Origin of the sequence: Methylobacterium guangdongense (assembly GCF_038442355.1) — a bacterium.
GTDB classification, from domain to species: Bacteria; Pseudomonadota; Alphaproteobacteria; order Rhizobiales; family Beijerinckiaceae; genus Methylobacterium; species Methylobacterium guangdongense.
This window is the reverse complement of sequence record NZ_JBBXMX010000005.1, coordinates 218,644-238,302: the sequence shown is the minus strand read 5'-3', so window position 1 is coordinate 238,302 and position 19,659 is coordinate 218,644. Positions and strand designations below refer to the sequence as shown.

Below are 19,659 nucleotides of genomic sequence, written 5' to 3'. Positions count from 1 at the left end.
CGCCGGGCGCGGCGGACCATAGCGATACCGGCCCGGCGGGCAAATGAAATCGGCCGCCGGACGGTTCCCGCTGTCAGGCTTCTCCGTCGCGCAGCTTGGCCAGGCCGGCGAGCGGACCCGCATCCTCCCCCACCACCACCGGCTCGAAGGCGAGGCCGGGCTTGCGCGGATACGGATCGAGGCCGAGCGCCAGGAACTCGGCGGTGAGCGCGCCGAAATCGATGCGCCCGCCGACCAGCGGATCGGGGATGTCGGCATCCTCCGCGTCGGTGCCGGCGAGCTGATCGGTGTCGGTGAACACCACCTCCACCGGCTCGCGGACCGGCGCCTCGAACGGTTCGAGGCTGACGGTGCAGACCTGCGTCACCAGCGCCTCCACGGTGCCGGTCACGGTGAGGCGGCTGGTGGGGCCCGAGATGGCGAAGTGCCCGACGAGGTCGCGGATGCCCGGGATCTTGAAGTCGGCGGCCAACGCCGCGCATTCGGCCGGGCTCGCCTCCACGGTGACGGCGCCGCGCCCCTGGGGCAGGCGCTCGACATTGACCCAGCGCGCGAGCGGAAAGCTGTCCTGGCCGTTCTCCCGGCGGCTGTCCCGGCTCATGCGATGGCTCCTTCTGCTTTCCGGTCCGGCGCGAAGCCGTCCGGCTCCGGGAAAGGCGGCCCGGCCCCGAGCAGGGTGTCGAGATCCGCGCCGGTCAGCGTTTCGTCGGCGGCCTGCACGTAGGCCGCCAGCCCCGCCCCGTCGCCTTCGCCGCCGAGCACGTTGCGGACGAGCACCGCGCGCAGGGCCTGCGTGTCGCCCGCGTCCAGGGCCGCGTCGTAGCCCGTGGCCCGGCCGTAGAAGGCGGCGCCGAGCTTCTTCATCCGCTTCCCCACGCCCATGTCGCCGACGCCGAGCTCGCGCAGGGACGCGTCGAGCTGGGTGAAGACGGAATTCACGAGATCCTGCGCCACCTCGGCGGCCGGGGCCGGCAGACGGTTCAGCCGGCGCAGCACCAGGATGGCGTGCAGGCACAGGGCCTCGAATCGGCCCTCCACGGTGTCGGGCACGCCGAGGCCCGTGTAGAGGCCCGGGCGGCGGGCCGCCATGCTGAGCGCCACGTGCAGGCCCTCGACGGCCTGCCGCCGCGCATTCGCCCGTCGGAACAGTCCCGCGATCATCGGTGCCACGCCCCTCGGTGCCAAGCTGCCGGGAAGTGTGGCCAAGCTTGCCTTGTCAAAGCCATAACCCCGCGGTACGGCAACCCACGCCCAGGGCGCAAGCGTCGCCGGAATTCCGTGCCGGCGGCATCGGTTGCGCCCCGTCCGTGCACACGTTGTTCGTCCACATGCTTCATGGGGGCCCGATGCGGCGCCGTCTCGTCCAGTCCTTCGCGCGCCTCGCCCTGGTCGGGCTCGCGGGAGCCGGCCTGTCCGGCTGCATCGGCGAGGAGCTGCGCCACGGCTACCAGGTCGATCAGGCGGCGCTCGCCACGATCAAGCCCGGCATGAGCCCCGAGCAGGTGCTGCAGATCCTCGGCACGCCCTCCACGGTGTCCACGGTGGGCAACAAGTCCTGGTACTACATCTCCCAGAACACCCGCCGCACGATCATGTTCTTGGGCGAGCAGGTCGAGGACCAGAAGGTCACGGCCGTCTACTTCACCCCCGCCTTCAAGGTCGAGCGCGTCGCGCTCTACGGCCTGCAGGACGGGCGTATCTTCGACTTCATCGAGCGCACCACGCCGACGAGCGGCGCCGACCGGGCCTTCCTCAGCCAGCTGTTCCGCGGCCTGACCCGCTACGAGCCGTTCGGCAGCGGCAAGGGCACCAGCGTCGTGCCGGGCGCCAACCGCGGCATGTGACCCGGGGCGCCCGCCAGCAGGCGGGCGATCTCGCCGGGCTCCGAGAACAGGTGGTCGGGGCCCTGCGCCGCGAGCGCCTGCGGATCCGTGTAGCCCCACGCCACCGCGCCGAACGGGCAGCCGACGGCCCGGGCCGCTTCCAGATCGCGGATCTCGTCGCCGATGCACAGGGCCTGCGCGGGTGCCACGCCCCGGCGCGCCAGAAGCTTCCGTAGGCGCCGCGCCTTGCCGAACAGCGAAGCCCCGCAGGCATAGGCGTCGATCCGGGCGGCATTGTCCGGCCCGAGCACGCGCCGCACCGTATCGGCCCGATTCGACGACAGGACCGCCATCGGTACGCCGGCCTGCCCGAGGCCGGCCAGCATCTCGGGCACACCCGGAAACAGCGCGATCTGCGCCGCGTCGCGGGCCGCGAGATGGTGCATGTGGCGGGCGATCAGCGGCAGCTTCCAGCGCGGGATGCCGAGATAGCCCACGATGGCGCGGGCGCCCTGGAGGCGTAGGCCTTCGACCTCGTGCGCCTCGACCTGCCGGAAGCGGTAGCGCGCGGCGACGCCGTTCATCACCGAGCAGAACCAGTCGAAGCTGTCGGCCAGGGTCCCGTCGAAATCGAGCACGACGAGGCGCGGCGGAGCGCCGTCCGGCCGACGGGCCATCTCAGGCCCGGAGATTCTCGATCGGCACGCTGAGCCGCATCAGGAGGCCGCCGGGCGTCCAATCGTGCTCCAGCACGCCGTCGAGCTGGCCGGCGACGCTGCGTTCAGCCAGCACCGTGCCGAATCCCTTCCGGGAGGGCGTACCGGTGACCGGGGGACCGCCGGCCTCCCGCCAGATCAGGGTGTAGCGCCCCGCTTCCCGCAGCCCGCTCAGGGAGACGCCGCCCTCCTTGGTGGAGAGGCCGCCGTATTTCATCGCGTTGGTGGCCTGCTCGTGCATGATCAGCGCCAGGGCGGTCGCGGTGCGCTCGCCGATCTCGGCATCGTCCCCGGAGATCGCGACCCGGGCCTGTCCGCCCTCCTCGTAGGCGGCCATGATCAGGCGCATCAGGCCGAGCACGGTCTGGCCCGCCACCGCGGGGGCGCTGTCGGGGGAATGCGGCCGGACATATTCGTGGGCCCGCGCCAGGGCGCCGAGCCGTTCGCGGAACGCCTTGGCGAAGGGCTGGGCCGCGGGGTCGCTCCGGGCGGTGAGCGCGGCCAAACCGCCGACCACCGCGAAGATGTTCTTGATCCGGTGCGACAGCTCGCGGATCAGCAGGTCGCGGGCCTCCTCGGCGCGCTTGGCCTCGCGCAGGTCGCGGGTGACGGTGGCGTAGCCGACCTCGGCCCCGGTCGGATCGCGCACCGGGAAGATGTTGTAGAGCACCGCCACGGGGTCGCCCGTGCCGAAATGCCGGAAGGCCAATTCGCCCTCCCAGAACCCGTCCCGGCGCATCGCCGGCATCGCGGTCCCGTCCAGGATGCGGCGGCTGTCCTCGGTGAAGAAGTCGCGCATCCGGTGGCGGCGGGCGGCGGCGAGATCGGGCAGGCCGACGAGGGCGAGCGCGGCCTCGTTGAGATGGGTGACCGCGCCGTCCAGGGTGCACAGGCCGATGAAGTCCTTCGAGGTCTCCACGATGGCGGCGAGCTTGCGCGCCTCGGCCTCGGCCCGCTTCAGGTCGTCGATATCGGTGCAGGTGCCGAACCAGCGCTCGATCCGCCCCGCCGCGTCGCGGATCGGCATGGCGCGGCCGAGCGTCCAGCGGTACGCGCCGCTGTGGTGGCGCAGGCGATATTCGATCTCGTAGGGCTCGCCGGTGGCCAGCGAGTGGCGCCAGCGCGCCCAGGCCCGCTCCTGATCGTCGCGATGGAACACGTCGTTCCAGCCCTCGCCGTCGGTGGTGCCGTGGGGCACGCCGGTGAACTCGTACCAGCGGTCGTTGTAGTAATCGTGGAATCCGTCCGGCCGGGTGGTCCAGACCATCTGGGGCATCGCCGAGGTCATCACCCGGAAGCGGCGCTCGCTGGCGGCGAGTTCCGCCTCCCGGCTCGCCACATGGGCCAGGGTCCGGCGGTGCTCCAGCAGGCTGGAGATCTGCCGTGCCAGGGCGGCGAGGGTCGCCGTCTGCTCCGAATCGAGCCCCCCGGGCCGCGGCGCCCGGTCCAGCACACAGAGGGCGCCGAGGGGGATACCCTGGCCGCCCTGGATCACCGCGCCGGCGTAGAAGCGGAACCCCTCGGGCCCGGTGACCAGCGGATTCTCGACGGTCCGCGGATCGGCGGTCAGATCGGGGATGACGAGCAGGCTGCCGGACGCGATCGTGTGGGCACAGACGGAGCAATTGATCGGCAATTCGCGCTTGCCGAGCCCGACCTCCGACTTGAACCATTGCCGCTCGGCATCCACGAGGCTGACGAGGGCGACCGGCACGCGGCAGACATGGGCGGCGACCCGGACGAGATCGTCGTAGAGCGGCTCGGGCTCCGTATCGAGGATCGCGAGGTCGCGCAGTTCCGCGATCCGGTGCGCGGTGCTCCAGGCGCCACCGGTCGGTTGGGGAGCCGCAAGCGCGTGAGGTGACGGCACATCCATGGTTCCGCCGTCACATAGGCCTGTTGGGTTCCTCTGCCTAGGGCGCGCAGTGCGGACGGAGACACCGATCCGGTCCCGGAGCAGGCGGAATCTGAAAACTTAGGGTTGCTTCCGGAAGCGATCCGGGACCGGTCAATCCCTTATGGCCGCGCCCGTGAGGGGCGCGGCAGCCGATCGCGGCGGCGCCTTACGCGGCGCGGGACTCCCCGAGGGTCGGATAGTCGATGTAGCCCTTCGGCCCCTGGCTGTACCAGGTGGCGGCCTCGTCCGTGTTGAGCGGCGCGCCCTTGGCGATTCGCTCGACGAGATCGGGATTGGCGATGAAGGTCCGCCCGAACGCGATCGCGTCGGCCTCGCCGGCATCCAGCGCCTTCTGGCCGCTGATGCCGTCATAATCGGCGTTGAGGATCATCGGGTTGCGGAACACGCGCCGCATCGCCGGGGCGATCGGCGGATGATCGGCCTTGCCGAAGGTGCCGTCCGGACCCGGCTCGCGCATCTCCAGGAAGGCGATGTCGAGATCGGCCAGCGCCTGGGCGGCGGCCACGAACAGCGGCTCGGGGTTCGAATCGTTGCAGCCCTGGATCGCGCCGTTCGGCGACAGGCGCACGCCGGTGCGCTCGGACCCCGCGACCTTGGACACCGCCTCGGTCACCTCGCGCAGCAGCCGCACCCGGTTCTCGATCGAACCGCCGTACGAGTCGCTGCGGTGGTTGGTGCCGTCGCGCAGGAATTCGTCGATCAGGTAGCCGTTCGCCGCGTGGATCTGCACGCCGTCGAAGCCGGCGGCCAGGGCGTTGGCGGTGGCGCGCTCGTAATCGGCGAGCAGGCGCGGAATCTCATCAACTTCGAGGGCCCGGGCCTCGGCGTAGGGCTTCTTGCCTTCGTAGGTGTGGGCCTGATCCGGCGCCGTGGTGGCGGAGGACGAGACCGGCTTCGCGCCGCCGAGGAAGTCCGGATGGACCATCCGACCCATGTGCCAGATCTGGCAGACGATCTTGCCGCCCTTGTCGTGGACCGCCTTCACGATCGGCCGCCACGCATCGACCTGCGCGTCCGACCAGATGCCCGGCGCGTAGGGCCAGCCGAGGCCCTCCTGGGAGATGCCGGTGGCCTCGGTGAGGATCAGGCCGGCGCCGGCGCGCTGGGCGTAGTACTCGGCCATGATCGGGGTCGGCACGTGCTCGCGGGTGCCGCGGCCGCGGGTGAGCGGGGCCATGAAGATCCGGTTCTTCGCCTCGATGGCGCCAATGCGGATCGGGTCGAGCAGGGACGGCATGGGATACCTCGTGCTGGTGCGGCCGCGCCGCATCCGGTTCGTTCACGCGCCGAGGTGGCGCTGCGGCGCGGCGATGCCAAGGTGCAGCGCACCCGGGACGGCGGCGTCGTGCGGAGGCGCACATGGCGAATCGGCTACAGCGCTTGGTCCAGACGTGTCGCCTCCGGGTCCGTGCTCGCGTTGACAAGACCTGGCGATCCCGCCTCTGATGCCGTGAGGAGATGCACGATGGCCACCGTGAACGTAAGCCTCTCGCCGCAGATGCTGGCCTTCGTGGATGCGCTCGTGAAATCCGGACGTTACGCCTCGGCCAGCGAGGTGGTTCAGGACAGCCTGCGCCTGCTCGAACAGGAGCGTGCCGTCGAGATCGAGAAACGCGACATCCTGAAACGCGCGATCGAGGCCGGCTTGGCCGACGCGCAAGCGGAGCGCTTCAGCAGCCGGACGGCCATCGATATCGCACACGACGTGATCCGGGCATCCGGGCATGCGTCATAGGCTCACGCAACGGGCCGACGACGACCTCAAGCATCTTCTCCAGGAGACGCTTCGCGCGTTCGGCCCGCGCCAAGTGCGGATCTACGCTGCGTTGATCGATCGGGCGATCGGTCTGATTGCCGATGAGCCGGAGCGCCCGTCATCCAAGGACCGGTCGGACCTCGTGGCCGGCGTGCGCTCCTTTCATATCGCCCTGGCGAGCGACCGGAAGCGGAGCGCATCCCATGTTCTGTATTTCACGATCGTGGACCGCGTGGAGTTCGGGAGCGAGGTCGTGATCCTCCGGGTTCTGCACGAGCGGATGGAGCCGCGCCCCAGGCTCATCTCCGAGCGCCATCCGGACGATTCGTGCGGGAATGATCCCAGCTCGCCCGAGGGCTAAGGCCTCACCGCATGGCCGCGGCGGGACCCAAAGATCCTGCCGCGGCCGGCACCCTCAGCTATGCGCCAGCACCGCCAGCAACAGCAGGGCGATGATGTTGGTGATCTTGATCGCCGGGTTCACGGCGGGGCCCGCCGTGTCCTTGTAGGGATCGCCCACCGTGTCGCCGGTCACCGCCGCCTTGTGGGCGTCCGAGCCCTTGCCGCCGTGGTGGCCATCCTCGATGTACTTCTTGGCGTTGTCCCAGGCGCCACCGCCCGAGGTCATCGAGATCGCCACGTAGAGGCCGGTCAGGATCACCCCGAGCAGGCTCGCCCCCACCGTGGCGAAGGCCTGGCTCTTGCCGGCGATGAGCTGGATCACGAAGAACAGCACCACCGGCGAGAGCACCGGCAGCAACGAGGGGACGATCATCTCCTTGATGGCCGCGCGGGTCAGCATATCCACGGCCCGGCCGTAGTCGGGCCGGTCGGTGCCCTGCATGATCCCGGGCTTCTCCCGGAACTGGCGCCGGACCTCCTCCACCACCGCGCCCGCCGCGCGCCCTACCGCCGTCATGGCGATGCCGGCGAACAGGAACGGGATCAGGCCGCCGAGGAGCAAGCCCACCACCACGTACGGGTTGGACAGCGAGAAATCGACGCTGACCCCCTGGAAGAAGCGGTACTGCGTCGGGCTCGCATTGGCGATGAAGTAGTTCAGGTCCGACGTGTAGGCGGCAAACAGCACCAGCGCGCCGAGGCCCGCCGAGCCGATCGCGTAGCCCTTGGTCACCGCCTTGGTGGTGTTGCCGACCGCGTCGAGGGCGTCGGTCGACTTGCGCACCTCTGAGGGCAGGCCCGCCATCTCGGCGATGCCGCCCGCGTTGTCGGTGACCGGCCCGAAGGCGTCGAGCGCCACGATGAAGCCCGCGAGCGCCAGCATGGCGGTGACCGCGATGGCGATGCCGAACAGGCCGGCGAGCGCGTAGGTGCTGATGATGCCGGCCACGATCACGATGGCGGGCAACGCCGTCGATTCGAGCGAGATCGCCAGCCCCTGAATCACGTTGGTGCCGTGGCCGGTCACCGACGCGTCGGCGATCGACTTCACCGGGCGGAAGTTGGTGCCCGTGTAGTACTCGGTGATCACCACGATCAGCGCCGTGATGGCGAGCCCGATCACCGCGCAGCCGAACAGGCCGGCCGAGGTGAAGGTGACGCCGGTCGAGGTGGTGAAGGTGGTCGAGAAGCCGCCGAGCAGCGTCATGTTGACGATGGCGATCGCCGCGATCGAGAGCACGCCCGCAGTGATCAGACCCTTGTACAGCGCCCCCATGATCGACTGATTGGCGCCGAGCCGCACCGCGTAGGTGCCGGCGATCGAGGTGACGATGCAGGCCGCCCCGATGGCGAGCGGATAGAGCATCATCGGTTCCAGCACGTCCCGGCCGCTGCCGGTGGGGCCGGAGAAGAAGATCGCGGCCAGCACCATGGTGGCGACGATCGTCACCGCGTAGGTCTCGAACAGGTCGGCCGCCATGCCGGCGCAGTCGCCGACATTGTCGCCCACGTTGTCGGCGATGGTGGCGGGGTTGCGCGGATCGTCCTCCGGGATGCCGGCCTCGACCTTGCCGACGAGGTCGCCGCCGACATCCGCGCCCTTGGTGAAGATGCCGCCGCCGAGGCGGGCGAAGATCGAGATCAGCGAGGCGCCGAAGCCGAGCGCCACCAGCGCGTCGATCACCTCGCGGCTCGACGGGTCGAGATGGGCGCCGCGGGTGAGGAACAGGTAGTAGAGGGCGACGCCGAGCAGCGCGAGGCCGGCGACCAGCATCCCGGTCACGGCCCCCGACCGGAAGGCCACGTCGAGGCCGCCGCCCAGCGAGGTCGAGGCGGCCTGGGCGGTGCGCACGTTGGCCCGCACCGAGACGTTCATGCCGATGAAGCCCGCCGCGCCCGACAGCACGGCGCCGATCAGGAAGCCGATGGCGACCTTGATCCCGAGGAACACGGCGAGCAGCACGAACAGCACCACGCCGACGAGGCCGATGGTCGTGTATTGCCGCCGGAGATAGGCCTGTGCGCCCTCCGCGATGGCGGCGGCGATCTCCTGCATGCGCTGTGTGCCGGCGTCACGCCGCATCACGTCGAGAATCGTCACGATGCCGTAGGCGACGGCGCAGAGCCCGCCCACGATGATCAGAAGCAAGGGAATCATTCGACCGTCCTTGTCATTATCGTGCCTGGCGTGGGCTTATGATTGCCGAGCTTGGCCGCCGGACGACGGCCATGGGACGTGTCGCTCGGATTCGGGGCTTTCCTTCCCAGAACAACACCTTGATTGCCAAACTTCGCCGGGGAGCGCAAACGCCGAGTTTCGGTCGCAGGCGACGCAACCGACCGATCGGCATCGGACTCAGCGGCACTTCAATAATTATAATGCCTATTGCGGGGCGTGCCCGCTGGATGCGCGTGCGTCCCGCAACCATGAGAAGCCGATTTAGAAGTGGCTGAAGGCCCCGGCGGCGAAGATCTGCACCCTGCCGTGTGCCGACTCGAAGCCCGGCGGCTCGTCGCCTGCGGTGACGCGACCGATGGCGGTCAGCGGCACCCCGGCCGCCTCGGACTCGGCCCGGAGCGCCTCAAACCCCTCCGGCGCGACCGTGCAGAGGATCTCGTAATCGTCGCCCCCGGTGAGCGCGGCCTCGATCAAGTCCGGCTCCGCCGCACAGGCACGCCGCGCCGCCTCCGAGAGCGGTACGGCGGCGATGGCGATCCGGGCGGAGCGGCCATCGCCCAGCATCTTGGCGAGGTCGCCCGCGAGCCCGTCGGACACATCCATGGAGGCGGTCGCGTGGCGGCGGATCGCGGCGGCCGCGGCGAGGCGCGGGCGTGGATGCAGGTAGCGGTCGGCCAGCACCGCCCGCAGCGCCGGATCGAGGCCGGACGCCCAGGGCGCCGCTGGGTCGAGGCGCAGCCGCAGGCCGAGCGCCGCGTCGCCGATCGTGCCGGTGACGCAGATCCGGTCGCCGATCCGCGCGGTGTTGCGCCGGACGATCGTGCCGGCCGGCACCTCGCCCATCAGGGTCACGCCGATCAGCGCCGGCCCGCCGGAGCGCACCGTGTCGCCGCCGAGCAATGGGCAGCCCGCCTCCGCGGCGGCCGCGCCGAGCCCGGCCGAGAAACCGGCGAGCCAGTCCTCGGTCCAGTCGTCGGGCAGCGCCAATGTCAGAAGAAAGCCGCGCGGCACCGCGCCCTTGGCGGCGATGTCGGACAGATTCACGCCGAGCGCCTTGCGGGCGATCGAGGCCGGCGGATCGTCCGGGAAATAGTGGATCCCCGCCACGATGGCGTCCGTGGTGAGGACGAGGTCGTGACCGGGCGATGGGGTGAGGGTCGCGGCATCGTCCCGGAGCCCGTCGGCGCCGGGACCGGCGAGCGGCGCGAAGTAGCGGGCGATCAGCCCCTCCTCGGAGGCGCGGACCGGCCCGGCCACGGGTCAGGCCTTCCCGGGGGCCGGCTTCGCAGGCAGCGGCTTGGACGAGCCCGGCTTGCTCGAACCCTTGGCGGGTCCGACCTCGCCGGGGCGGACCTCCCGGGCGACCCGGTCGAGCACCGCGTTGACGAGGCCCGGCTCGTCGCCCGGATAGAAGCTGTGGGCCACGTCGACATATTCGGAGATCGCGGCCGCCGCCGGCACGTCGGGGCGGAACATCAGCTCGTAGGCACCCGCCCGCAGGATCGCCCGCAGCACGATCTCGATCCGCCGGAGCGGCCAGCCCTGGGCCAAAGCCTGGTCGAGCTTGGGGTCGATCGCCCGCTGCTCCTCGACGGTGCCGCGCAGCAGGTCGCGGAAGAAGGCGGTCTCGGCCTGGGGATGCGCGATCCCGTCGACCTCCTGGCCGATCCAGAACGCCTCGAACTCGGCGAGCGCGTCGAGGACGCCCTTGCCGGACACGTCCATCTCGTAGAGCGCCTGCACGACGGCGAGGCGCGCTCCGGTGCGCAGGCTGATCGCCTTCGCGGCCGGCTCGGGCTTCGTATCGGTGGTCCCGGTCATCGTGGTATCCGTCATCGCGAACGCGCGGCTTCCGCGGCGCGCTTCAGGGCGAGCACGCCGAGCGCCGCCTCGGCCGCGCCGCCGCCCTTGTTCATCTCGGCCACCCGGGCGCGGGCGAGCGCCTGCGCCTCGGTCTCGACGGTGAGGATGCCGTTGCCGAGGGGAATCCGGCGGTCGACCGAGAGGTCCATCAGCGCCCGGGCGCTCTCGCCGGCCACGATGTCGTAATGGCCGGTCTCGCCCCGGATCACGCAGCCCAACGCCACCACGGCGTCGAAGGCGTGCGCGTCGAGCAGGATCGCCACGGTGGCGGGGATCTCCAGGGCACCCGCCACCGTCACCACGGTCGCGTGTGCGCCGGCCGCCGCGATCGCCGCGCGGGCGCCGGCCAGCAGCTCGTCGGCGAGGGCATCGTAGTAGCGCGCCTCGACCACGAGGACGCGGGCGCCGGCGAGGGCCGGGTCCTTGAGCGCCGGGTTCTGGGGCTTGGGCGCCGCATCGGCGCGGGTATGGGCGACCATGGCTCTCGTCCGGCCGGGTTGTCGGGGGTTGGCGGGCGGCATGGGCGCCCGCGAGGGGAGGACGGTTAGACCGAAGCGGCCGGCGCCACAAGCGGCGCGATCCGCGTGTGGCGCCGAACAGGCTTGAGCTTGGCCTCATGAGCCGGCAAGATCGCCCGATCCGTCGGACCGCCGCCGAATCGCCATGTCGCCAGCCCTCGCTGCCCAGCACGCCCCCGAACCCGGCGAGAAGAGCGCCCACGCGTTCCGCACGATCAGCGAGGTCGCCGAGGAGCTCGACGTGCCCCAGCACGTGCTGCGCTTCTGGGAAACGCGCTTCGGCCAGATCCGCCCCGTCAAGCGGGCGGGCGGGCGGCGCTACTACCGGCCCCAGGATGTCGAACTCGTCGCCGGCATCCGCCAGCTCCTCCATGTGCAGCGCTACACCATCGCGGGGGCGCAGCGGGTGCTCAAGGAGAACGGCGTCCGCTTCGTCCAGGCGGTGGGCCGCGGCGATGCCGTGGCGGCCGAGCCCCTGGTCCAGGATGTCGAATCGGAGACCGGCACCTTCGCGGATCCGGACCGCGCGGCCCTGGCGGCCGCCCTGGAGGAACTGCGCGCCTGCCGCGCCCTGCTCGACCGGCTGAACACGCCCCCGGAGGCCTGACGCCCCGGTCGCGGGCACGCGGCCAAGCCACGGCAGGGACCTTGCAAGGGCCGGGCGAACTTTCCCCCGGACCCCGCGTTGTCGCCCGCATGGCCACATCCCGATCCAAGCTGTCGCCCAGCCAGGAACTGATGGCCCGTATCATGCGGATCGTCCGGACCTGCCCGGAGGCGGCCGGCGAGATGCTGGAACTCATGTTCCTCGTCAGCCAGATCGTGGCCGCCACCAGCGTCGACCGGGAGTACCGCGACGCCAAGCGGGTGATCAGCCGCCTGCGCAACCCGCTCTGGGAGATGGGCCCGGCCGACCGGGAGAAGCTGCTCACGGCCGCGGAGGCGATCCGCCGCGTCTGCCGCCTCGCCGAGGATGAGATTCCGTCCGTGCCGCTCGCCGATGCCGGCGAGCGCGCCCGCGTGGAGGCCCGCCTCCAGGCCGCCCTAGCGGATGAGTTCGATGCCGGGCAGATCGCCCGCGTCACCGGGATCGTGGCGGCGGTGCTTCAGAATTAAGCGGCGCCCATCGGCCCCCCGCGCCCTCGACGCCTGGGCAGAACGTCCCCACATGCTCCCCACCGAGGACAGGGGCACCCGGAAATCACTCCGGAGATGGCGCCCGGCTCGGCACCGGAGAGACGCTGCCATGATCGCCCTTCGTCCGCTCGCCGCGCTGCTCGCAGGGAGTCTGGCCCTGGCCGGACCGGCGCTGGCCGAAAGTCCGACGAACCGATCCAAGACGGTCGCCCCCGGCAAGACGGTGCGGCTCGAGATCGCCCCCAACCTCAAGAAGGATTGCTCGCCCGGCCCGATGCCGGAGTTCAAGGTCTCGGGGCCGCCCAAGAACGGCTCGGTGATCACCAAGGTCGGCAAGCTCAAGACGCCGGCGAGCTACCGCTGCCCCAACAAGGAGGCCGCGGTTCAGGCCCTGTTCTACCAGCCCAACGCGGGCTTTACCGGTACCGACGAAGTCACCTTCGAGGTGAAAGCCTCCGACGGGCAAGTCCAGACGCAGACCGTGAAAATCACGGTTGGTGGAAACGGCGCCAAATCCGGAGACGATGCCAAGAAAGAGGGCACGGACTTGTGAGTTGCGGCCAACATCTGCGGCTTCTGCGCAGTTTTGCAGCTCTCGACACGCGCCTTGAGGCGGCCCAGACTCTCGTTTGCGCCGTCCTCAGAGACGAGGAGTGTTGCATGCAATCGACATGCCGGGCGACACGCTCGCCGCACTGCGACAAAAGCGGGCCTGTCGGTTGCATCCGAGCCGAGACAGGATGAAGCTGTCACGGTCTGAGAGGGTTATCGAATGCCGATGCATGCGACGAACGACCTTTTCCAGAGCTTCGCCCGAGGCTACGAGGCCCGCCGCGACACGGAGATGACGCTCTCCGAGTATCTCGAGGCCTGTCGCGACGAGCCGCTGATGTACGCCTCGGCCGCCGAGCGCATCCTGGCGGCGATCGGCGAGCCGGAATTCGTGGATACCGCCAAGGATTCGCGCCTCGGCCGGATCTTCATGAACCGGACGATCCGGACCTATCCGGCGTTCCGTGAATTCTACGGCATGGAGGAGACGATCGAGCGGATCGTCTCGTTCTTCCGCCACGCCGCGCAGGGGTTGGAGGAGCGCAAGCAGATCCTCTACCTGCTCGGGCCCGTCGGCGGCGGTAAGTCGTCGCTCGCCGAGCGGCTGAAGCTCCTGATGGAGGTCCACCCCGTCTACGTCCTGAAGGCCGGGGACGAGGTGTCGCCGGTCTTCGAGAGCCCGCTGGGCCTGTTCGACCCCGACACGATGGGCGAGGAGATCCAGAAGCGCTACGGCATCCCGCGCCGGCGGCTGACCGGCCTGATGAGCCCCTGGGCGCTCAAGCGCCTCGACGAGTTCAACGGCGACATCTCGCGCTTCAAGGTGATCAAGGTCCGGCCTTCCCGGCTGCGCCAGATCGCCATCGCCAAGACCGAGCCGGGGGACGAGAACAACCAGGACATCTCCTCGCTCGTCGGCAAGGTCGACATCCGGCGCCTGGAGACCCTGTCGCAGGCCGATCCCGACGCCTACTCGTATTCGGGCGGCCTGAACCGGGCGAACCAGGGCATCCTCGAGTTCGTCGAGATGTTCAAGGCGCCGATCAAGATGCTGCACCCGCTGCTCACGGCGACGCAGGAGGGCAACTACGTCGGTACCGAGAATATCGGCGCGATTCCCTTCACCGGCGTGATCCTGGCCCACTCGAACGAGGCCGAGTGGCAGACCTTCAAGACCAACAAGAACAACGAGGCCTTCATCGACCGGATCTACGTGATCAAGGTCCCGTACTGCCTGCGCGTCACCGAGGAGCAGCGGATCTACGAGAAGCTGATCTCCGGCTCGGAGCTGTCGGATGCGGCCTGCGCGCCCGGCACGCTGGAGATGCTGGCGCGGTTCTCGGTGCTGTCCCGCCTGCGCGAGCACGCCAATTCCAACGTGTTCTCGAAGATGCGGGTCTACGACGGCGAGTCGCTCCGCGAGGTCGATCCCCGCGCCCGCTCGATGCAGGAATACAAGGACACGGCCGGCGTCGACGAGGGCATGGACGGGATCTCGACCCGCTTCGCCTTCAAGGTGCTCGCCGCGACCTTCAACCACGACACCACCGAGGTCTCGGCCGACCCGGTGCACCTGATGTACGTGCTGGAGCAGTCGCTGCGCCGCGAGCAGCTCCCGCCCGAGACCGAGAAGAAGTACCTGGAATTCATCAAGACCGAATTGGCCCCGCGCTACGCGGAGTTCATCGGCCACGAGATCCAGAAGGCCTATCTCGAATCGTACCACGATTACGGGCAGAACCTGTTCGACCGGTACATCGATTACGCCGATGCCTGGATCGAGGACCAGGACTTCAAGGACGCCGAGACCGGCCAGCTCATGAACCGGGAGCTCCTGAACCAGGAGCTGACCAAGATCGAGAAGCCGGCGGGCATCGCCAACCCGAAGGACTTCCGCAACGAGGTGGTGAAGTTCGCCCTGCGCTCCCGGGCGCAGCACGGCGGCCGCAACCCGAGCTGGACCAGCTACGAGAAGCTGCGCGAGGTGATCGAGCGGCGGATGTTCTCCCAGGTGGAGGAATTGCTGCCGGTGATCTCCTTCGGCTCCAAGAAGGATGGCGACACCGAGAAGAAGCATGGCGAGTTCGTCGAGCGCATGGTGGCGCGCGGCTACACCGAGCGGCAGGTCCGCCGTCTGGTGGAATGGTACATGCGGGTGAAGCAGGCCGGCTGAGGGACGACGGGGCCCGGTTCGGCCGGGCTCCGTTCCGACCCTCCGCCGCCACAGTTTCGGACGACCGGCCGGTGAGGATGTCGGCCTTGCTGCGAGGGAGGGGATCCGTCCCTTCCGCAACAGCATGAGACGACAAGGGTCGGGACCCGGCCGGCACACGCGGACGAGGGTTTTCGCAGCGGATGCACATCGTCGACCGACGTTTGAACCCGGGCGGCAAGAGCCTCCCGAACCGCCAGCGCTTCCTGCGCCGCGTCAAGGACGTGGCCCAGCGGGCGGTGCGCGAATCCGCCCGCGAGAAGGACATCAAGGATCTGGGCAAGGACGGCCGGGTGACCGTGCCGGCCGACGGCGTGCGCGAGCCGCGCTTCTCCCGCCAGCCCGGCACCGGCCTGCAGGACCACATCTTGCCCGGCAACAAGACCTACGTGGAGGGCGACACGATCGAGCGCCCGCCGGGTGGCGGCGGTGGGCGCGGCTCCGGCGAGGGCGGGGAGGGCGGCGAGAACAGCGAGGACGCGTTCCGCTTCGTGCTCACCCGCGAGGAGTTCCTGGAGCTGTTCCTTGAAGATCTGGAGCTTCCGGACCTGGCCAAGCGCCGACTCGCCATCGTGGAGACGGAGGGCCTGCGCCGCGCCGGCTACACGGTGACGGGCTCGCCCGCGAACCTCGCGCTGACCCGCACCCTGCGCAACTCGATGTCCCGCCGGATCGCCCTCAAGCGGCCGAAGCCCGACGAGGTCGCGGCCCTGGCGGCCAAGCTCGACGCGCTGCCCGCAGGCGACCCGGACCGTGCGGAGCTGGAGCAGGCCCTGTTCAAGCTGCGCGAGCGGTCGAAGCGCATTCCCTACGTCGACCCGATCGATCTGCGCTTCCGCCGGTTCGAGCCCTATCCGCGGCCGATCGCGCAGGCCGTGATGTTCTGCCTGATGGACGTGTCCGGCTCGATGACCGAGCACATGAAGGACCTCGCCAAGCGGTTCTACATCCTGCTGCACATCTTCCTGACGCGCCGCTACCGGCACGTGGAGATCGTGTTCATCCGCCACACCGACCGGGCGACCGAGGTGGACGAGGAGACCTTCTTCGGCTCCCGGGAGACCGGCGGCACGCTGGTGTCGTCGGCGCTGGTGGAGATGAAGCGCATCATCGCCGAGCGCTACGACCCCAACGACTGGAACATCTACGCCGCCCAGGCCTCGGACGGCGACAACGTCTCCTCCGACGGGCCGACCTCGACGGAGCTGCTGCGGGCCCACATCCTGCCGGCCTGCCAGCACTTCGCCTATCTGGAGGTCGGCGACGAGAACGGCCCCCGCGCCGGCTTCGTGGAGCACCGCACCACCCTGTGGCGGACCTACGAGGCGATCGCCAAGGCGGGCGGGCCGATCGCGATGCGCAAGGTCAACCACCGCCGGGAGATCTACCCGGTGTTCCGCGAGCTGTTCGGCCGCAAGGAAGGCCGCGCCGAGGCGGAGGCGTGACGATGCCCCGCGCCGCGTCTCCCTCCCCCCTCTGCGGGGGAGGGTACCCTGCGCAGCAGGGGGGGAGAGGGGAACCCGGCTTCCGGCAGTGGCGCGGCCTTCATGAAGGCCGGTGTGCCTTCCTGCACTGTCGCTCCCCTCTCCCGACCCCTGCTGACGCAGGGGCCACCCTCCCCCGCAAAGGGGGGAGGGGGAGAAGCGGAGCCGACCGAATTTACACAGTCGATCGGGAGGCCGCATGACGCTCGTCAAGGCACGGACGCCCCAGACTATCTCCGGGGGTCAGAAACCCCTGTTCATCGGCAACGACTGGGATTTCGACACGATCCGGCGCATCCACGACGCCTGCGAGGCGGTGGCCGGGCCGCAGCTCGGCCTGTCGTGGTACCCGAACCAGATCGAGATCATCACGGCCGAGCAGATGCTCGACGCCTACGCGTCGATCGGCATGCCGCTGTTCTACAAGCACTGGTCGTTCGGCAAGCACTTCGCCCAGCATGAGGCCGGCTATCGCCGCGGCCTGATGGGGCTCGCCTACGAGATCGTCATCAACTCCGACCCGTGCATCTCCTACGTGATGGAGGAGAACACGGCGACCATGCAGACGCTGGTCATCGCGCACGCCGCCTTCGGCCACAACCACTTCTTCAAGAACAACTATCTGTTCCGGCAGTGGACCGATGCCGAGGGCATCCTCGACTATCTCGATTTCGCCAAGGGCTTCATCGCCCGCTGCGAGGAGCGCTACGGCCATCAGGCGGTGGAGCAGGTGCTCGACGCCGCCCACGCGCTGATGAGCCAGGGCGTCCACCGCTACCCGCGCAAGAAGCGACCGGACCTCGCCTCCGAGCAGCGCCGCGAGCGCGAGCGGATCGAGCACGGCGAGCAGATCTACAACGATCTCTGGCGCACCCTGCCGCAGAAGATCGGCACCGTGCGGCCGGACGTGGCGGCGGAACGGCGCAAGGCGCTGCTCGAACTGCCGCAGGAGAACATTCTCTATTTTCTGGAGAAGGTCGCGCCCCGGCTCCGCCCCTGGCAGCGGGAGATCCTGCGGATCGTGCGTCTGGTCGCCCAATACTTCTATCCGCAGCGCCAGACCAAGGTGATGAACGAGGGCTGCGCCACCTATTGCCACTACCGGATCATGAACGCCCTGTCGGAATCCGGGCAGATCACCGAGGCGGCCTACCTCGAATTCCTGCAATCGCACACCAACGTCATCCGGCAGCCGACCTACGATGATCGCTCCTACGGTGGTCACAACCCCTACGCGATCGGCTTCGCGATGATGCAGGACATCGCCCGCATCACCGAGCAGCCGACCGAGGAGGACCGGGACTGGTTCCCCGACATCGCCGGCACCGGCGACGCCATGGCGGTACTGCGCGACTGCTGGGAAAATTACCGCGACGAGAGCTTCATCCAGCAGTTCCTGTCGCCCAAGCTGATGCGCGACCTGCGCCTGTTCCATGTGGTCGACGACCCCGAGGAGCCGGAACTGCGGGTGGAGGCGATCCACGATGAGCGCGGCTACCGCAAGCTGCGCCGGTCCTTCGCCCGCCAGTACGATGTGGCGTGGCTCGACCCCGACATCGAGGTTGTGGACGTGGATCTCGAAGGCGACCGGCGCTTGATCCTGCACCACAAGGCGATCAACAAGATCACGCTGCAGAAGGACGACGCCAAGCGGGTGCTCCAGCACCTCGCCGATCTGTGGGGCTACGACGTGGTGCTCAAGGAGATCGAGCCGGCCACCGGCACGGTTCTGGGCGAGATCACCGCCAGCGCACGGCCGATCTTTTTTTAGCGGGTCGTCCTATCCATCCCCCCTCATCCTAAGGTGCCCGCGCCGGCGGGCCTCGAAGGAGGGCTCCCGCACGCCGCCTGATCCCTGGAGGCCTCCTTCGAGGCCTACGGTGCGCTTCGGCGCCTCAGGATGAGGTGGTTGGCTGGGAGGCCCGCGACGGCCCGGCACCTCAACCCACGCGGCAGACACGCATGACCGCCACGATCCTGACCCTCGCCGAAACCCAGGACTTCCTCGACCGGGAATTCCCGCAGATGCAGGCGGGCGGCCGCGCCTATCATCTCGAGGATGTCGGCCCGCTCACGGCGCGGATGCGGCTGGAGGCGCATGAGCGCTTCCTGCGCCCCGGCGCGACCGTGTCGGGCCCAGCCATGATGGCGCTGGCCGATTACGCCCTCTATGCGGCGATCCTCGCCAATATCGGCCCGGTGGCGCTGGCCGTGACCACGAGCCTGACCTTCAACTTCCTGCGCAAGCCCGCCTCGGGCGATCTCCTGGCGGCCTGCCGGCTGCTCAAGCTCGGCCGGCGCCTCGCGGTGGGCGAGGTGCTGATCACCGCCGCGGGCAACCCCGATCTCGTCTGCCACGCCACCGGGACCTACTCGATCCCGCCGCGCTGAGCGCACGGTGTTCGCGCATCGCGAGTCCTGGTTTCGGAAGGGCGCGCCCTTTCGCGGGTCCAGGGCGGAGCCCTGGTGGATCTCTCAGGCCCGCGCCTCGGCGAGCCGCGCCGCGTAGCGGGCGATCAGATCGACCTCCAAGTTGAGCCGGTCCCCCTGCCGACGCTCGCCCCAGGTGGTGACCTGAAGGGTGTGGGGGATCAGCAGCACCGAGAACAGATCGTCGGCGACCGAATTCACAGTGAGCGAGGTGCCGTCGAGGCAGACCGAACCCTTCTCGGCGATGAACTTTTTCAGTGCGGCCGGCGCCCGCAGGGTGAAGCGCTCGCTGGCCCCCCAGGCATCCGCCGTGACGCTCGTGCGCTCCACGATCTCGGCGAGGCCATCGACATGGCCGGTCACCAGATGGCCGCCGAGCTCGTCGCCGATCCTAAGCGAGCGTTCGAGGTTGATCCGCGTGCCCGCGGTCCAGGATCCCACGGTGGTGCGCGCCAGGGTCTCGGCGGCGGCGTCCACCGCGAAGACGCAGCCGCCCTCGGCCGGCTCGACCGAGACCGCCGTGAGGCACGGGCCGGAACACGCGATCGAGGCGCCGAGCGCGATGCCGGCGGGATCGTAGGAGGCCTGGATGGCGATCCGGCGCAGGTCGCCTTCGCCCGCGACCGAGAGCACCGTGCCGACGTCGCTGACCAAGCCCGTGAACATCGC

Annotated in this window: 20 protein-coding genes; 10 read left to right on the top strand and 10 right to left on the bottom strand. The window is 69.6% G+C overall.

What is annotated here, in order from left to right; translation table 11 throughout:
• Window positions 1–73: 73 nt before the first annotated feature.
• Both AAHG09_RS13025 and AAHG09_RS13020 read right to left on the bottom strand, forming a co-directional pair.
• Entirely contained in the window at window positions 74–601 is a 528-nt protein-coding gene (locus tag AAHG09_RS13025) for a YceD family protein (protein WP_342107698.1), read from the bottom strand.
• The gene (locus AAHG09_RS13020; RefSeq protein ID WP_342107800.1) at window positions 598–1,161 is read right to left on the bottom strand and encodes a ubiquinol-cytochrome C chaperone family protein; all 564 of its coding nucleotides are present in this window, start codon (window positions 1,159–1,161) and stop codon (window positions 598–600) included. The genes AAHG09_RS13025 and AAHG09_RS13020 overlap by 4 nt, the downstream gene beginning before the upstream one ends.
• A gap of 185 nt (window positions 1,162–1,346) precedes the next feature.
• Between AAHG09_RS13020 and AAHG09_RS13015 the strand changes: the two genes are divergently transcribed.
• Complete coding sequence (locus tag AAHG09_RS13015) at window positions 1,347–1,844, top strand: outer membrane protein assembly factor BamE (protein WP_342107697.1); 498 nt, start codon at window positions 1,347–1,349, stop codon at window positions 1,842–1,844.
• On the opposite strand, the gene AAHG09_RS13010 is transcribed toward AAHG09_RS13015, so the two are convergent.
• The 3 genes from AAHG09_RS13010 to AAHG09_RS13000 form a co-directional block, all read right to left on the bottom strand.
• On the bottom strand, window positions 1,781–2,500 hold the full coding sequence (locus AAHG09_RS13010) for an HAD hydrolase-like protein (protein ID WP_342107696.1): 720 nt from the start codon (window positions 2,498–2,500) through the stop codon (window positions 1,781–1,783). The two genes, AAHG09_RS13015 and AAHG09_RS13010, sit on opposite strands and share 64 nt — an antisense overlap.
• A gap of 1 nt (window position 2,501) precedes the next feature.
• A complete protein-coding gene (locus tag AAHG09_RS13005; protein ID WP_342107695.1) occupies window positions 2,502–4,415 on the bottom strand; it encodes a PAS domain S-box protein in 1,914 nt (637 codons plus the stop codon).
• 187 nt (window positions 4,416–4,602) lie between these two features.
• Window positions 4,603–5,694, bottom strand: a complete 1,092-nt coding sequence (locus AAHG09_RS13000; RefSeq protein WP_342107694.1) for an alkene reductase — start codon at window positions 5,692–5,694, stop codon at window positions 4,603–4,605.
• A 228-nt stretch (window positions 5,695–5,922) separates the two neighbouring features.
• On the opposite strand from AAHG09_RS13000, the gene AAHG09_RS12995 reads away from it, so the two are divergent.
• The gene (locus AAHG09_RS12995; RefSeq protein WP_342107693.1) at window positions 5,923–6,192 is read left to right on the top strand and encodes a type II toxin-antitoxin system ParD family antitoxin; all 270 of its coding nucleotides are present in this window, start codon (window positions 5,923–5,925) and stop codon (window positions 6,190–6,192) included.
• Window positions 6,182–6,574 carry a type II toxin-antitoxin system RelE/ParE family toxin gene (locus AAHG09_RS12990; RefSeq protein WP_342107692.1) on the top strand — a complete coding sequence of 131 codons (393 nt, stop codon included), beginning with the start codon at window positions 6,182–6,184 and terminating at the stop codon, window positions 6,572–6,574. The genes AAHG09_RS12995 and AAHG09_RS12990 overlap by 11 nt, the downstream gene beginning before the upstream one ends.
• A gap of 54 nt (window positions 6,575–6,628) precedes the next feature.
• On the opposite strand, the gene AAHG09_RS12985 is transcribed toward AAHG09_RS12990, so the two are convergent.
• The 4 genes from AAHG09_RS12985 to ribH form a co-directional block, all read right to left on the bottom strand.
• Entirely contained in the window at window positions 6,629–8,773 is a 2,145-nt protein-coding gene (locus AAHG09_RS12985) for a sodium-translocating pyrophosphatase (RefSeq protein ID WP_342107691.1), read from the bottom strand.
• A gap of 282 nt (window positions 8,774–9,055) precedes the next feature.
• Window positions 9,056–10,051, bottom strand: a complete 996-nt coding sequence (gene thiL, locus AAHG09_RS12980) for a thiamine-phosphate kinase (RefSeq protein WP_342107690.1) — start codon at window positions 10,049–10,051, stop codon at window positions 9,056–9,058.
• 3 nt (window positions 10,052–10,054) lie between these two features.
• Window positions 10,055–10,615 (bottom strand): transcription antitermination factor NusB, encoded by a 561-nt coding sequence (gene nusB, locus AAHG09_RS12975; protein WP_342107689.1) that lies wholly within the window; start codon window positions 10,613–10,615, stop codon window positions 10,055–10,057.
• 11 nt (window positions 10,616–10,626) lie between these two features.
• Window positions 10,627–11,136, bottom strand: a complete 510-nt coding sequence (ribH, locus tag AAHG09_RS12970) for a 6,7-dimethyl-8-ribityllumazine synthase (protein WP_342107688.1) — start codon at window positions 11,134–11,136, stop codon at window positions 10,627–10,629.
• A 184-nt stretch (window positions 11,137–11,320) separates the two neighbouring features.
• Here ribH and AAHG09_RS12965 point away from each other — a divergent pair, with 184 nt between their 5' ends.
• From AAHG09_RS12965 to AAHG09_RS12935, 7 genes are all read left to right on the top strand, one after another.
• Window positions 11,321–11,782, top strand: coding sequence for a MerR family transcriptional regulator (locus AAHG09_RS12965; RefSeq protein ID WP_342107687.1), 462 nt, complete (start codon window positions 11,321–11,323; stop codon window positions 11,780–11,782).
• Between the two features lie 89 nt (window positions 11,783–11,871).
• On the top strand, window positions 11,872–12,291 hold the full coding sequence (locus AAHG09_RS12960; RefSeq protein ID WP_342107685.1) for a hypothetical protein: 420 nt from the start codon (window positions 11,872–11,874) through the stop codon (window positions 12,289–12,291).
• Between the two features lie 130 nt (window positions 12,292–12,421).
• Window positions 12,422–12,865, top strand: a complete 444-nt coding sequence (locus AAHG09_RS12955) for an Ig-like domain-containing protein (RefSeq protein ID WP_342107684.1) — start codon at window positions 12,422–12,424, stop codon at window positions 12,863–12,865.
• Between the two features lie 219 nt (window positions 12,866–13,084).
• Entirely contained in the window at window positions 13,085–15,037 is a 1,953-nt protein-coding gene (locus AAHG09_RS12950; RefSeq protein ID WP_342107682.1) for a PrkA family serine protein kinase, read from the top strand.
• Between the two features lie 182 nt (window positions 15,038–15,219).
• Window positions 15,220–16,521 (top strand): YeaH/YhbH family protein, encoded by a 1,302-nt coding sequence (locus AAHG09_RS12945; RefSeq protein ID WP_342107681.1) that lies wholly within the window; start codon window positions 15,220–15,222, stop codon window positions 16,519–16,521.
• A gap of 238 nt (window positions 16,522–16,759) precedes the next feature.
• Window positions 16,760–18,331, top strand: coding sequence for a SpoVR family protein (locus AAHG09_RS12940; RefSeq protein ID WP_342107679.1), 1,572 nt, complete (start codon window positions 16,760–16,762; stop codon window positions 18,329–18,331).
• 191 nt (window positions 18,332–18,522) lie between these two features.
• On the top strand, window positions 18,523–18,951 hold the full coding sequence (locus AAHG09_RS12935; RefSeq protein ID WP_342107678.1) for a PaaI family thioesterase: 429 nt from the start codon (window positions 18,523–18,525) through the stop codon (window positions 18,949–18,951).
• Window positions 18,952–19,035: 84 nt separating this feature from the next.
• Here the strand turns inward: AAHG09_RS12935 and AAHG09_RS12930 are convergent, their stop codons facing one another.
• Entirely contained in the window at window positions 19,036–19,656 is a 621-nt protein-coding gene (locus AAHG09_RS12930) for a riboflavin synthase (RefSeq protein WP_342107677.1), read from the bottom strand.
• Window positions 19,657–19,659 lie beyond the last annotated feature (3 nt).